Genomic DNA, 13,467 nt, shown 5'->3' on the forward strand with positions numbered 1-13,467 from the left:
CTCATAAGCTCTAAGCAAAAAAAGACTTTAGGTTTACGACTTTGGACTTACAACTTAACGCTTTTGGTGATAGGTTACTTTACTATTTTATTTTGTAAAAGTTCAAACAGTTCATGGAACTCCACGTCGCCAAATTGCCTGCGGCTTAAAAAAAATGTCAGTACGGCCGGGTCTTTCAGGGCAATGCGCATATTATCCTTAACAACCGTTACAGATTTTAGCAGGTGCCACTGAAAAAGCAGCGTTTTCTCTTTATCCTTATACTCAAAGCCGGCATCATTAAAAGTAAATGTACCATTCAGCATTTCCTTTTCATACCTGTCGGCATGTTGGTTAACGGTTTTTAAAAACCTGGCCCGTCGTTCAAAAAGTCCTATCCAGGCTATCAGCATATAAAAAACAAATCCGCCGCATGCTCCCTTAGCCATTGTTACATCTGTTACGCTCTTGTCCGTCAGAACAGCGGCAGAACACACTAAACCTAATAACGTGTAAATAATATATTTTTGAATAACCTTACTTGCCGATGCTGACCAAAAATTTCGTTGACTTTCCGTGTAGAACAAACGGTTGAAGGGAACATGTATAACTTTTTCCTGCATGATTTAATTTAACCAAGACTTTATTTATTATTTTAAAGATATTTTCACTATTCTATTGTTATAGTAGTCGCTTACTATCAAATTTTCCTGCTGATCCAACGTCATATTGGTAGGTGATAATGATCTTATTTTTAAATAGTTTCCATCCCCCATGTAAAAAGGATGGTCATTTCCAGCCACTGTTGTAACCTTATTTGTTAATAAGTCTATCTTCCTAATCCGATGATTATTTTCGGAGTTTTCAGCAGTGAAAATATCGCCTTTACTATTTACCACCAAAGCCACAATTGTTGTAAACCCAGCGTTTTTGGCATCAACATCGTCGCCGAAATAAACTTTACTGCCGTTTCCTGCGATTGTTGAAATACTTCCTGATTTAAGGACGATTTTTCTTATGTGACCTTGTTCGTCGGCGAAAATTAAATTATTTTTATTATCTATAGTAAGTGCCGTAACGGATATCGAGGCATTAGTTGCCTGCCCCCCGTCACCAGAAAATCCTAATTGTCCATTGCCGCCAATGGTAGTTATTTTACCATCACTTGAAGATATCTTTCTTATTCTTGTTCCTCCAATGTACGATGTTTGATTAACGATATAAATATTTCCGTCCTTGTCTCCTGTAAACATTATGAAGTTTGCATTCGCTGTGATTGCCGGCCCGCCATCTCCGCCATAACCCTGGGACACACCGCTACAAATTTTATGTAACAAGTTATCAACTGGTGAGTATTTGTACAATACACAATAATTAAATGAACTTTTATACTGTAGTAAGTATAAATTGTTGTTTTTATCAATAGATAAGCTACGACTGTTCATGCCAAGGTGTACGGTGCGCGCAGGCATTGTATCATCATCAAGTTCAATCCCACTAATTTGTTTATCACCAATTATGGTATAAACCTTTTTATCCGTCGCATTAATTCGCCTGACTGAATGCGTACCATCATCCATAAAATAAATATTATCTGTATTGTCAATGGTCATACCCCCAGGGTGGTATGTGAAATTTTCACGAGCAATTTTGCCTTCTGCACTTGAAAAATCGCCCTCGCTTTGTCCAATTATGGTCGACATTAAGCCTGTTGCAGATAAATACGGTACATTTTTTCGGTAATATCTATATATGTAGCTATTATGACTATTAACAAGCGAATCCTTCGTTAATTTAAGTATCTTTATTTTTATAGGGCCAAACATAAGGGTATCATTTGTAAGCCATCGATAAGTAGCCGTATTATAGCTCCAGTAAGAATTTACGCCAACATCCTCGTAATAAAATCCCTCGGGTCCAAAATATCTTTCAGGGTAATCATCAATAACACTCACTGATCCCCATGTTCCAAAAATCAGGTCGTGTATTATAGTATCGCGTGATTTTACAATAACTACCGGCGTATCAGGTTTAGTAGTTTTGGCTGTATCTTTTACAACAGGTTTTATGGCTGGTTCACTCTTTTTACATCCCACATAGCATGCTACAAGTAAAACGATAAGGATTAGGTTTTTTGATTTCATAACTTGAGATAAATATAATAGTTAGTTATGAAACCTAAAAGTGATGACCTGAAATATTAACAGGGTGCATTTTCCTGTTCAGGATCGACATTGATTTTTTGAACCATGCGCACCACGGTTGATACGGATAGTTTTAACTCGCGGGCCATTTTACGGAAGGAGATGCCCTGTGCATGCAGGTTGGCTATGCGTTGCTGCAGTTCGTGGTTGTTTACCTTGTCGGGCGAGCAAAGGTGGTCGGCCTCGTGGGCATAATCCACAAACTTGTAACGCAAAAATGTGTAATCGTTTTCAAGTTTAACCAGGCACACGTTGTTTGCGCCGTATAGTTCCTGGCCGGTACGCTGTTTAATTTGCTTAATATAACGCAGGCCGGGTGTGTTTTGGCTTTGGCCTATGGCAAAGGCGCTATCGGCAAAATTCATAAACATTTTACTGCCTTGTAAATCGTTGGCGGTAATGGGCTTGCGTCCGTCGCGCTTGGGCGTATGCGCTATTACCAGCACGCTTAAATTATATTGCGTTTTGATGGCCTTGAGCGATTTCATGAGCGGCATGGCGCTGGCCGCATTGCCTGTACCATGTGTCATGTAGGTAATGTTATCGATGATGAGTACCGTGGCTTTGGTTTTTTGGATAGCCAATTTAATGGCCGATTCGATATACTCCTCGTACTTTTCGTAACAAACCGGGTCGTCGCCTTCGGGATCGTACTCCGCGCGGTAAAAGCCTTCGGCAAACAGGTGGCTGCCCCATTGATGGCTGTGGTAGCGGATCTCGAATTGTTTAGAACTCAATTCAAAATCGATATAAAGTACGATTTGAGGTTCGTTGCATTTATTATAAAACGGCTCAACGGTATCGCATCTGGTTAAGCCTTCTGCAATTTGCACAGCCAGGATGGATTTTCCGAGGTTGGTATCGGCAAACAGCACACATAGTTCGTGCTCGAACCAAAAGGCGCCGAAAAGCATACGGGGTATAGGTTTTCCGTATTCCTGCTCCATCCAGGCCCTGGCGGGTTTGGTTTTTAAAATGCTCAGGCCATGAAAAACTTTATCAAACTTACCGGCCTGTATTTTACGTTTGGTAAAGGCATCCACTTCATTGCGGATGATTTGAATTTGGGGAGGTGGTTTAAACATGATTTTAAGATTTATTATCAAATTTAAGCACGCGCAAAATGATTAATGGTGACATATTGTTGTCAGTATCTGATTATCAGGTATATAAAGATTTATATGAGGATTTTATCGCTAAGTCGTAAGTCTAAAGTGTTTTTTGACTTGGAACTTAAGACTTTGGGCTAACAACTATTTATAGTTGACATGCGCCTATAGGATTTGCCAGGGTGTACCACCCCGTGTCAGGGTGTACCAGGGTGTTTCAGGGCGTACCAGGGTGTACCACCCCGTACCAGGGTGTGTCAGGGCGTTTCAGGGTGTCTCATCCCGTAGCGGTACACACAGTGCATCGATACAAAACAAAAAGTAAAAGAATTCATCCTGTGTTCATAAAAAATGTGTTTTTTTGATAGCTTGAACTAAAATTGTTTATTTTTTTTCCATATTGATGCGGCTGTACCGGTTATCCCTGATTTTATTTTTACTGTTCCCGTTTGTTGTTTTGGCGCAAACAGCAACCATTACGGGCCGGGTAGTGCATGGCGAAAGTAAATCGCCATTGGCCAATGCAAGCGTGTTTTTAAATAACGCTACTTATGGCACCTCAACTGCCGAGGATGGCACGTTTACCCTTTCGGGTATTAAGCCCGGCCAGTACGATCTTATTGTTACAGTAGTGGGATATGAGGATTACTCGCAAACGGTGCAGGTAGGCCATGTGCCCTTAAAGCTCGATATATCGCTCACCCAAAAAGTATTGATGTTGCGCGAAGTTGTGATAAGCAGCAATGCCGACTGGAAAAAAAACTACGAACAATTCAGGAGGGAATTTATTGGCACCACCGAAAACTCTAAGCTGTGCAAAGTGCTTAACCCGCGCGTGCTTAACCTTAATTATCACCGCAGTAAACAACGGCTGGAAGCTGATGCTGATGAGTTTTTGGTGATGGAGAACAAGGCTTTAGGGTACCGCACCAAATATTTACTTAAAAACTTTGTAAGTGATGGTATTGAGCATACCATACAATACTCGGGCAGGGCATTGTTTGAAAACCTGCCGGGATCGGCCGAACAAAAAAGAATATGGAAACACAAACGTGAGGAAGCTTATTATGGCTCGCCCCAGCATTTTTTCAGGTCGTTATATAAAGATAAATTAAAGGAAGAGGGTTTTGAAGCTCACGACTTTACCCGAGTCCTTAACCGCGAACGGCCACCAGAAGAACTGATACAGCAAAAAATAAAAAGATATAAAGAAACCAACCGCGACTCGGTTATGCACTGGTACAAACTCAGTAACCTAACCAAATGGAGCGACGAAAATGTGGTGAAGATTCCGTACCAGCCGATGGAAATTTTGCGCAGTACACCCGAGGCCGGCATTTACGCCATTACCTTTCCGCACTTTTTGTACGTGGTATATACCAAAAAGCACGAACTTACCGAATTTAAAGATGTATACCGCCCGCTGGATATGGAAAACTTTGAAACCAGCATTATTACCCTTTACGGTACTTACGCCTTGTTTGATAACAACGGCACCGTAATATCAAATCCCGCCCCTCTTTACGAGGGTACCTGGTCAAAAGCCAAGCTATGCGATTTACTGCCGGTTGATTATGAGCCGGGGGATTGATTAGTCATTGCGCTTCGCTGTCATTGGTCATTTGTCGGATTTATATGAGGTTTTAAAAACATTTTTTTTGCCCATCAACCTTGCCCCTAAATGACCAATAAACTAATCAACAATTTTCCCTTTATCGAGTGTTAAAACCTTGTCAACGCTCTCGGGGATTTCATGCTGGTAATGGGTTACATATATTAGAGTTACATTGCTTAACCTGCAAAGGGTATCTACCAGGTTTTTAAAGTGAAGTTGCTGATGGTCATCCATTCCCTGGCAGGGTTCATCAAAAATTAGCAATGAAGGATTTTTAATCAGCGCCCGGGCAAGTAAGCATAAACGCTGGGCACTTGCGGGTATGTTTTTTAAAAGTATCCGGGCATATTGGTCAATTTCAAGCGTTTTCATCCATTGCAAGGCAATAGCTGCCATTTGCTGGTTGCTGGGCCTAAATAAGCCCAATGTATCATAGTATCCCGATTCAACTACCTGTAGGCAACTGTTATCCGTAGGGAAATATTGATGCAGCTCGGGCGATACAAAACCTATTTTTCTTTTGATATCCCAGATACTTTCACCTGTTCCGCGTTTTTTATCAAATAAAACAATGTGGTTGGCGTAAGCCTGCGGGTTATCGCCATTTATTAAACTGAGCAATGTTGATTTGCCCGCACCATTGGGGCCAAGCAAAGCCCAGCGATCGCCTGTTTTAATTTCCCAGTTTACATCATCCAGCACTACTTTGTCGCCGTATTGAATGTGCACGTTTTCCATTTTTACTATATGGTTATAGGTTACACGCGGTTTACCTGTGTTTAATAAACTGCTAAGCGCTGTTATGTCAATACTATCGCCAGCATTGGTAATAAACTGCTCCGGTTTAAAATCAGCCCTGGCAAGTTCATGAATAATCGCACCCGCATTTAGCACGGCCACGTTGGTAATGGCTTCGGGAATTTCATGTGGTGCGGTAGCAATAATTAAATTAATGCCCGATGCGGTTATCTGCCTGATAATATCATTAAACCCCTGCCTTGTTTTTAAATCAAGGCCGGTTAGCGGATTATCGAGCAATAATAAAACAGGATTTTTAAGTAGGGCCGCCGCAAGCATCAGGCGTTTTGTTTCGCCGTTTGATAATTTTATCAATTGTTTATCCTGCAGGGGATCAAGATTTAATAACAGCATTACCCTGGGTAAAGTCCAATATCCACTTGTAGCTTCGCCGACGATGTTATTTAAATAATGATTAACAGTTAAAGCATCCTCTGAATCGGACGAGTTATAGCGCTGTTGATAATAAAAGTCGGAAGTGTTTGATAAATTTCGGAAATGGTGCCTGGGCTCAACAATGGCAATTAATTTTGTTTTAACGCCGGTACCGCCGGTAACAGGCATTTTACCGTCAGGCTTGCTTTCGAAGTTGTAAGTAACGGAGCCGCCGGTAATATTAAAGCGGCCGGCTATAGTTTGTAGTAGCGCGCTTTTGCCAGAGCCACTTGGGCCAACGAGCGCCCAGTTTTCGCCTTTATTGATGACAAATGTAAGATTTTCAAACAGGGTGTTGTTCAAAAATCTTATCGTAGCGCTGTTTATAGAAAAAATAGTATTAACCATGAACTGCTTTAGTAGCCGGCAAAATTAAACATCTGCCCGAAAAAAGCGCTTAGGCATAGTGCTGTTTTATTATAAATATTAACGAAAGGCTTAAGCAGTTTTCTTAAAGTTTTGGTTTGGCGTAATGTTGGCGTTACTCTTGTTTAGCCTGTTCCAACCTTCAATATTAACCATCTCATCTTTCACAAAATTGTTGCATTTTTTATTTGGGCAGGCAACAGTCCAATATTTTTTTGATTGTTCAACATGAGGCCGGGTTCCACATTTTATGCAATTTTCGCATTTAATGTTTGGTTGTATTTCAAAAGTCATAGCAATATGTAGTTATAAATAGATAATTCAAAATTATGAAAATATTTCGGCATCAGTTAAAATTTACCCAAAACCTGCACTATAAGTATGTTAATACCTATGTTTTGATAAACTAAATAGATTGGCACTTCTTCTTCTCTTTATTTTAAGACGCAATAACCGTTCCGTTTTGAAATTGTTTTAATATTTAATCATTGTTTTATATTTTATTTTTCAGGTTAAAAAAATCATCATAAATACCACCTCATTTAGCCTTTTCAACGCACGGTTGATTAAAAAAAGGATTTTTAATCAACCGTGTGTAGGTTCTGCTATACACTTTTTATCAAACTTATGTACACTTGCCATTTTGCCCGCAGGCTTTCTTTATCGCCAGGAAAATTGAAGGTTTTTTATATTAGCAGCTGCCTAAATCTGATTTAGATTTCTTGCGTGTTGTTTAAAATCTGTGGCGCTGCAAAAACAAGGGGCCGGCTGCTTTACTAATTGAGTCAAAGCCTCCAATAATGCTTCCTTTTACCGTCAACCTCTGTTAACGGCAATGAATAATTTTCGTTTTCAGACAACTCCTTAGGAGAAAATACTTCTGGCCGCCACGGCTGCAGGCCAGACAGCGGCGCAACTGCGTGCGGGCAAACAAAAGGCATTAAAGAAACACGATATAGTGCAACCCCTTAACGCCAAAAAATATAATAGTTATAATTTAAGGTGGCTTTTTTACTTTATGCGGCTGATGAAGTTTTAAATATTTCTGCACCACATCAAAAGGAGGCATTGGCTGTTTATGCCCGACTTCGAAAAAAGGCGTGATTCTTGTTACCAGATAGGCTGGATGCAGAAAAAAATGCCTGCAATATTCCTTGGTTTATATACACTTATAAAAAAATGTTATGAAAAAAATTCATTTATTGATGATCGGATTAGTCCTTTCTACGCTAAGCGGCTGCTCTGTTATCACCGGGATATTTAAGGCGGGCGCCGTAGTTGGCGTGATATCAGTTATTGTTGTTGTTTTGGTTATCGTGTGGCTTATTTCACTATTTAGAAAGTGAACAATTATTTCTTAGTAGTATATTTTTTATCTATTTGATTAAACAATTTGATTTCAGATAGGTTGTACTTGTATAAAAACATAATTCATCATGGAAAATTCACAAGCAACAACAGAAGTTTTAAATGACCTGGTTCAGATTAATAACGACAGGATAAAAGGGTATGAGCGTGCCCTTAAAGATTTAAAAGATGGCGAAAGCGATTTGAGGATGCTTTTTTTAAGTTTGATTGACGCAAGCAACCGTTATAAAAATGAATTGGGCAAAGAAGTTGAGGTGTTGGGCAAAGATATTGACACAGGCACTTCAACCAGTGGTAAAATACACCGGGCCTGGCTGGATGTAAAAGCCGCCTTTACTGCTCATGATACGCACGATATTTTAGAAGAGTGCGAATTTGGCGAAGACGCTATTGTAAAAGCTTACCGGCAAGCGCTGGACGAAGAATATATTCCCGCATTTTTACGCGATATTATAACCAGGCAACAAGCCGAAATATTGGATGCGCACGACGAAATAAAAGCTTTGCGCGATAGCGTTCACTAAGAAATTAGTGTCAGGTTGTGATGCCTTGGTTTGATAGTCGGCACTTTTTAGGTGAATATTTTACCGCCTGGCAAATAACCTTGGAACCTGATACTTGCTACTGATAAACAATTTGATACTTCATAAAAAAACGCACCTGAAAACCAGGTGCGTTTTTTTAGAAATCTAAAAAAAGTCAGATTACATTTTTTTAGTAGTGTCTTTCTTGGTAGTGTCAGTTTTAGCTGTATCAGTTTTAGCTGAATCTGCTTTAGCTGTATCCATTTTTGCAGTGTCCATTTTAGCTGAATCTGCAGCTGAAGATGAACCAGAACCTTTACAAGCAGCAAATGAAGTAGCGATAGCTAAGGCAACTAAACCTAATTTGAATGAATTTTTCATGTTCAATTTTTTTAATGAGTGATTTAATAGTTTTTCTGTTAATACCTTAAACAAAAAAAGGTAACCCATAATTTTAAAATAAAATTACAGATCACCTTTTTTATTGTAAATAAACTAATAAATCTATAAAAAGGCATGAAAATTTATACTTCAGCCAGTTTAAAGGCTTAGTAATTATTTTTTAGCTGTATCTTTTTTTACAGAGTCAACTTTAGCTTCGCCAGCTTTAGCAGTTGAATCAGTTGCTGCAGTTGAATCTTTTTTCACTGAATCAACTTTCGCTGAATCTGCTTTAGCTGAATCTGCAGCTGAAGATGAACCAGAACCTTTACAAGCAGCAAATGAAGTAGCGATAGCTAAGGCAACTAAGCCTAATTTGAATGAATTTTTCATGTTTTGAGTTTTATAAGTTTAATATTTTTTTGATCGTTCGGTTATTAATACAATTAATGATAAAAGGTAACCCATGATTTTAAAAAAAATATTGGTTACCTGTTTATCTAAAAAAACTATTAAAAAGAATTGCAGGAAATACCCGGAATCTTTTTCATAGTACTATAGCCGTTAATTATTTTTTAACTGAATCTTTTTTTACTGTATCAACCTTGGTTGAATCAGTTTTAACAGTAGAGTCAATTTTAACAGTAGAATCAACTTTAACAGTAGTATCACTATCGCCTTTTTTTGCATCACCATTACAAGCTGAGAAAGAAGCAGCAATAACTAAAGCAACAAAACTGGTTTTCAATAAATTTTTCATCGTTGTGTATTTTAAAATGTTAGTGTTTTTTAACGTTTACTGTTGTTAATACACTTAAATGAAAAAGGTAACCCAATAAATTAATTAAAAAGTAAAATATTATATTGCTATTTATTTTAAGGCAGTAGCGGCAGGCTTGGTTGCAAGTTTTTTTTTTGCAGATTTGCCCGCTATAATATAATTTGCTTCAGGGGTTACTTATTTGCAATTACAGTATTAATATTTGAAGAGAATCAACAAGAATAAGAGTCCGGAATCAAGAAAGGAAAAAGCCCGGTTTGAATATCCGGGCAGATAATTAAATAGTATCATTTTGTATTGAATTTAACTACTTTTAGTCAGTTTTGATTCTTGACTCCTAACTCTTGATTCTTTTTTTACACCGTTGGGTTACATTTTGGCATAAACAGTATTAAGAGTGAATAAAGACTTAAAAGCTTCGGCACCAACAGACAGCGAAATAGTTCTTGGGATACTTAACAATTCGGAAATAGTACTGAAAAGGCTATACACAACCTATTTCCCGATGATATTACAGTTAATTATCAACAATAACGGAAACGAGGATGATGCCAAGGATATATACCAGGAAGCTATCATTGTTCTTTATAATAAGATAAAATCGGGCGAGTTTGAGTTAAGCAGCAAGCTTAAAACATACATTTATTCGGTTTGCCGCAGGCTTTGGCTTAAAAGGTTAAGCCAGATGAACAGGTATGGAGGCGATATCAGGGATTTTGAAGAGTACCTGCCTGTTGATGATGAGGTTGAAAAACATAATGACCGGGATATACAGTTTAATAAAATGGAGGCAGCCCTTCAGTTGTTAGGCGAACCCTGTAAAACCATTATGGAAGATTTTTATATACATAACAGATCGATGCAGGAGATCTGCGAGCGTTTTGGGTACACCAATGCCGATAATGCCAAAACGCAAAAGTATAAATGCCTGCAAAGGCTGAAAAAGTTATTTTTTCAGCAGAAGTAAAGGAGTGTAAAGAGATGAGCGAGAACCTTATTCTGGAATTGATTGACAGGTACCTTAATGGCGATATGACCGCCGGCGAGCGTGCCGAATTTGAGACACTACGTAAAAACGACGCTAATGTTGACAGCAAGGTAATAGAGCATAAACTATTTGTAGGGCTAATTAAACAGTACGGCGAACGCGTTGAGCTGGAAAAACGACTGGATGCTATCCACAGCGAAATAGATGTGCATACACTGAAAGAAGAGTTGATGATACACCCTAACTGGATAGTTAGCATGTGGAGGCATCACCATTCAAAAATATCGGTAGCTGCTTCGATAGCCATTTTTGCCATATTGAGTACTTTGTTTTTTACAGGGAAGCTTAATAATCATAATTCAAATGATGTTGAATTGTTAAGTCAAAAAGTTGATCAGCTCAACAATAAAACAGACAAACTGGCCCAAAAGACTGATAATTTGGCCAATCAAAGAATAACAGATAAGCAGAAGAAACTTACCAACCCTGGTAATTTCAGGGGAACCGGGTTTGCGTTATCTTCAAATGGTTATATAGCAACAGATTATCACATCATTAGGGATGCCGATTCTGTATATGTACAGAATGCGGCCGGAGAGTCGTTTCATGCAAAAGTTATTTATACCGAGCCTAAATACGATATAGCTATTTTGCAGATAAATGATCCTGCGTTTAAAGATCTTGGAAATGTGCCTTACAATTTTAAGAAACCATTAAGCGATTTGGGCGAAGATGTTTATACCTTAGGTTACCCAAGCGGCGAAGAAAATTATGGTCCAGGTTCGTTAACAGCAAGAAATGGCCACTCCGGCGATACAACAGAATACCAGGTATCTATTCCCGTTAATCCCGGAAATAGCGGTGGTCCGTTGTTAGATAGTAAAGGAAATGTTGTTGGTATTATAAGCGGCAGACAGCCCGAAATGGCCGGCGCAGGTTTTGCAAAAAAATCGGCTTATCTGTTAAAAGCGATACAAAATATACCATCCGACTCATTGAGCAAGGATTTAACCCTAAGTACAAAAAACACGCTGGCAGGTTTAAGCCGCCCGCAACAAGTTAAAAAGCTAAAAAACTATGTGTTTATGGTTAAAGCTTATTAATAACGCCCAATTCCAATAAAAATTAATAATTAAAAGGAGATACCGTAAGGTGTCTCTTTTTTTATTAGGGGCTTTTTTCTGAACCGGGATTCGTCGGATTTATCAGATTTTTTTGGATTTTGATTTGCAGACTGAGGAACAGTTGATAGTTTCAGAAAAAAAATCTGATAAATCTGCTTAATCCGAGTTCAGACAATTTGCGTTAGGGAAGTATCGCCGGGTATCCGGTTGGTTTAGTCAGGGACAGTGCTTTTGTGTTTATTTTATAGCTAAAATCAACTCTGTCCTCAGGATAAAAGCGGATGCCGGCCTGCGCAATATGAGTTGTTAGCTTGGCCGCAGGCAACGCCCCCAAATTATAGTAGCAAGTATTTAGTATTTACTAAAGGCAACCCTTCCAGGTTGTTTCGGTACCTGTTTTGACCAACCACAGGCACAAATATTTGGATGCGCTTAAATGCAAAAAACATCCGTGTAGTGTTAACCATGCAAAAAAAATAAATCTTTGATAATCAGACATTTATAAATCATATATCTGAAATGTGTTAAGTTATGTTAACCCAATTTAGATGTGTTTGTCCGGTATCGTGTAGCAGTAAATGTTTGTCATGTCTACCTATCTACCTCACCCAGCACAAAATCAATAGATCCTACTATAGCAATCAAATCGGCAATCAGTACGCCTTTTGAAATTTCGGGCAATACGGAAAGGTTATTAAAGCTTGGCCCACGAGCTTTTACACGGGTGGGAATTTCGGATTTGCCGTCGGCAACAAAGTAGAAACCCAGTTCGCCTTTCGCGCCTTCGCAACGTACGTAGTAATCCTGGGGTTTGGGGATAGTTTTTCGGGGCATTTTTGCACGCGGGTCAAAATCTGGCGTACGTTTCAGTTCTTTTTGCAGGCGGTCGAGGCATTGCTCTACAATTCTTACAGATTGTTCAATTTCGTCGACACGTACTTTGTAACGGTCCCAGCAGTCACCCACTTTGCCCATCAGGCCGGCACCTATCGGGATTTCGAAATCAAGCTCGGGGTAGGCCGAATAATTATCAATACGACGTAAATCCCATTTAAGGCCCGATGCCCGCAGCATAGGGCCGCTGCAACCGTAATTAATGGCCACATCTAAAGGCAGCACGCCAACACCTGCCGTGCGCGATATAAATACCTGGTTATCGGTCAGCAGCTGGTTAAGTTCCACCATTTTGGGTTTAAAATACTCCACAAAATCGCGGCAGCGCTCCTCAAAGCCAACCGGCAAATCATAAAACAGGCCACCTACCCAAATGTAATTATACAACATGCGCGATCCGGATGCCCACTCCAGCATGCCCATAATATGCTCCCTATCCCTAAAGCACCATAAAAAAGGGGTAAAAGCACCTATATCAATACCGTAGGTGCCAATAGCTATCAGGTGCGATGCAATGCGGTTAAGTTCACATACCAGCACACGGATGTATTCAATGCGTTTTGGGATATCTTTATCAATGCCCATCATGCGTTCAACACCCATCACAAATGCGTGGCTGTTGTTCATCGATGCCAGGTAATCAAGCCTGTCGGTAAAAGGTATGGTTTGCTGGTAGGTTAATGATTCGGCGTGTTTTTCAAAACAACGGTGCAGGTAACCAATATGAGGTATTACTTCCTTTACAATTTCGCCGTCGGTTATCAGCTCCAAACGCAAAACGCCGTGAGTAGATGGATGCTGCGGGCCCATATTAAGCACCATATCCTCTACACTGGCATCTGCAATTTTTTTATTGTAGTTAAGAAGCGCTTCTTCGTATTTTGAATTAGTGATAACCAAT

The 13,467-nt window shown here is 39.4% G+C and carries 14 protein-coding genes; 5 read left to right on the top strand and 9 right to left on the bottom strand.

Going from position 1 to position 13,467, the window contains the following annotated elements; translation table 11 throughout:
* Window positions 1-74: 74 nt before the first annotated feature.
* The 3 genes from ACFGVS_RS27620 to ACFGVS_RS27630 form a co-directional block, all read right to left on the bottom strand.
* On the bottom strand, window positions 75-428 hold the full coding sequence (locus ACFGVS_RS27620; protein ID WP_439696421.1) for a hypothetical protein: 354 nt from the start codon (window positions 426-428) through the stop codon (window positions 75-77).
* 201 nt (window positions 429-629) lie between these two features.
* Window positions 630-2,123, bottom strand: a complete 1,494-nt coding sequence (locus tag ACFGVS_RS27625) for a hypothetical protein (RefSeq protein WP_439696422.1) — start codon at window positions 2,121-2,123, stop codon at window positions 630-632.
* A gap of 56 nt (window positions 2,124-2,179) precedes the next feature.
* Window positions 2,180-3,268 carry an AAA family ATPase gene (locus ACFGVS_RS27630; RefSeq protein ID WP_439696423.1) on the bottom strand — a complete coding sequence of 363 codons (1,089 nt, stop codon included), beginning with the start codon at window positions 3,266-3,268 and terminating at the stop codon, window positions 2,180-2,182.
* A gap of 427 nt (window positions 3,269-3,695) precedes the next feature.
* Here ACFGVS_RS27630 and ACFGVS_RS27635 point away from each other — a divergent pair, with 427 nt between their 5' ends.
* Window positions 3,696-4,883 carry a carboxypeptidase-like regulatory domain-containing protein gene (locus tag ACFGVS_RS27635; protein ID WP_439696424.1) on the top strand — a complete coding sequence of 396 codons (1,188 nt, stop codon included), beginning with the start codon at window positions 3,696-3,698 and terminating at the stop codon, window positions 4,881-4,883.
* Window positions 4,884-4,985: 102 nt separating this feature from the next.
* On the opposite strand, the gene ACFGVS_RS27640 is transcribed toward ACFGVS_RS27635, so the two are convergent.
* Both ACFGVS_RS27640 and ACFGVS_RS27645 read right to left on the bottom strand, forming a co-directional pair.
* The gene (locus ACFGVS_RS27640) at window positions 4,986-6,488 is read right to left on the bottom strand and encodes an ATP-binding cassette domain-containing protein (RefSeq protein ID WP_439696425.1); all 1,503 of its coding nucleotides are present in this window, start codon (window positions 6,486-6,488) and stop codon (window positions 4,986-4,988) included.
* A gap of 90 nt (window positions 6,489-6,578) precedes the next feature.
* The gene (locus ACFGVS_RS27645) at window positions 6,579-6,800 is read right to left on the bottom strand and encodes a hypothetical protein (protein WP_439696426.1); all 222 of its coding nucleotides are present in this window, start codon (window positions 6,798-6,800) and stop codon (window positions 6,579-6,581) included.
* 890 nt (window positions 6,801-7,690) lie between these two features.
* On the opposite strand from ACFGVS_RS27645, the gene ACFGVS_RS27650 reads away from it, so the two are divergent.
* Both ACFGVS_RS27650 and ACFGVS_RS27655 read left to right on the top strand, forming a co-directional pair.
* Window positions 7,691-7,852 carry a phosphatidate cytidylyltransferase gene (locus ACFGVS_RS27650; RefSeq protein WP_143065551.1) on the top strand — a complete coding sequence of 54 codons (162 nt, stop codon included), beginning with the start codon at window positions 7,691-7,693 and terminating at the stop codon, window positions 7,850-7,852.
* A 90-nt stretch (window positions 7,853-7,942) separates the two neighbouring features.
* Entirely contained in the window at window positions 7,943-8,398 is a 456-nt protein-coding gene (locus ACFGVS_RS27655) for a PA2169 family four-helix-bundle protein (protein ID WP_090653037.1), read from the top strand.
* Window positions 8,399-8,578: 180 nt separating this feature from the next.
* Here the strand turns inward: ACFGVS_RS27655 and ACFGVS_RS27660 are convergent, their stop codons facing one another.
* From ACFGVS_RS27660 to ACFGVS_RS27670, 3 genes are all read right to left on the bottom strand, one after another.
* A complete protein-coding gene (locus ACFGVS_RS27660; protein WP_090653078.1) occupies window positions 8,579-8,779 on the bottom strand; it encodes a hypothetical protein in 201 nt (66 codons plus the stop codon).
* 174 nt (window positions 8,780-8,953) lie between these two features.
* Window positions 8,954-9,172 (bottom strand): hypothetical protein, encoded by a 219-nt coding sequence (locus ACFGVS_RS27665; protein ID WP_090653038.1) that lies wholly within the window; start codon window positions 9,170-9,172, stop codon window positions 8,954-8,956.
* Between the two features lie 175 nt (window positions 9,173-9,347).
* Window positions 9,348-9,539 (bottom strand): hypothetical protein, encoded by a 192-nt coding sequence (locus tag ACFGVS_RS27670; RefSeq protein ID WP_439696427.1) that lies wholly within the window; start codon window positions 9,537-9,539, stop codon window positions 9,348-9,350.
* Window positions 9,540-9,957: 418 nt separating this feature from the next.
* Here ACFGVS_RS27670 and ACFGVS_RS27675 point away from each other — a divergent pair, with 418 nt between their 5' ends.
* Together ACFGVS_RS27675 and ACFGVS_RS27680 are read left to right on the top strand one after the other, a co-directional pair.
* Window positions 9,958-10,527 (top strand): RNA polymerase sigma factor, encoded by a 570-nt coding sequence (locus ACFGVS_RS27675; RefSeq protein WP_274209329.1) that lies wholly within the window; start codon window positions 9,958-9,960, stop codon window positions 10,525-10,527.
* Window positions 10,485-11,651, top strand: coding sequence for a S1C family serine protease (locus tag ACFGVS_RS27680; RefSeq protein ID WP_439696428.1), 1,167 nt, complete (start codon window positions 10,485-10,487; stop codon window positions 11,649-11,651). The genes ACFGVS_RS27675 and ACFGVS_RS27680 overlap by 43 nt, the downstream gene beginning before the upstream one ends.
* 612 nt (window positions 11,652-12,263) lie before the next feature.
* Here the strand turns inward: ACFGVS_RS27680 and ACFGVS_RS27685 are convergent.
* Entirely contained in the window at window positions 12,264-13,460 is a 1,197-nt protein-coding gene (locus ACFGVS_RS27685; RefSeq protein WP_439699267.1) for an NADH-quinone oxidoreductase subunit D, read from the bottom strand.
* Window positions 13,461-13,467 lie beyond the last annotated feature (7 nt).

The sequence above is a fragment of the Mucilaginibacter sediminis genome, assembly GCF_051903035.1.
Taxonomy (GTDB): Bacteria; Bacteroidota; Bacteroidia; order Sphingobacteriales; family Sphingobacteriaceae; genus Mucilaginibacter.

Excerpts from the sequence above, each read along its gene's own strand:
- ACFGVS_RS27665 (WP_090653038.1), bottom strand. The coding sequence starts at position 9,172 with ATGAAAAATTCATTCAAATTAGGCTTAGTTGCCTTAGCTATCGCTACT.
- ACFGVS_RS27620 (WP_439696421.1), bottom strand. The coding sequence starts at position 428 with ATGGCTAAGGGAGCATGCGGCGGATTTGTTTTTTATATGCTGATAGCC.
- ACFGVS_RS27630 (WP_439696423.1), bottom strand. The coding sequence starts at position 3,268 with ATGTTTAAACCACCTCCCCAAATTCAAATCATCCGCAATGAAGTGGAT.
- ACFGVS_RS27625 (WP_439696422.1), bottom strand. The coding sequence starts at position 2,123 with ATGAAATCAAAAAACCTAATCCTTATCGTTTTACTTGTAGCATGCTAT.
- ACFGVS_RS27645 (WP_439696426.1), bottom strand. The coding sequence starts at position 6,800 with ATGACTTTTGAAATACAACCAAACATTAAATGCGAAAATTGCATAAAA.
- ACFGVS_RS27650 (WP_143065551.1), top strand. The coding sequence starts at position 7,691 with ATGAAAAAAATTCATTTATTGATGATCGGATTAGTCCTTTCTACGCTA.
- ACFGVS_RS27670 (WP_439696427.1), bottom strand. The coding sequence starts at position 9,539 with ATGAAAAATTTATTGAAAACCAGTTTTGTTGCTTTAGTTATTGCTGCT.
- ACFGVS_RS27660 (WP_090653078.1), bottom strand. The coding sequence starts at position 8,779 with ATGAAAAATTCATTCAAATTAGGTTTAGTTGCCTTAGCTATCGCTACT.
- ACFGVS_RS27640 (WP_439696425.1), bottom strand. The coding sequence starts at position 6,488 with ATGGTTAATACTATTTTTTCTATAAACAGCGCTACGATAAGATTTTTG.
- ACFGVS_RS27680 (WP_439696428.1), top strand. The coding sequence starts at position 10,485 with ATGCCTGCAAAGGCTGAAAAAGTTATTTTTTCAGCAGAAGTAAAGGAG.
- ACFGVS_RS27635 (WP_439696424.1), top strand. The coding sequence starts at position 3,696 with ATGCGGCTGTACCGGTTATCCCTGATTTTATTTTTACTGTTCCCGTTT.
- ACFGVS_RS27655 (WP_090653037.1), top strand. The coding sequence starts at position 7,943 with ATGGAAAATTCACAAGCAACAACAGAAGTTTTAAATGACCTGGTTCAG.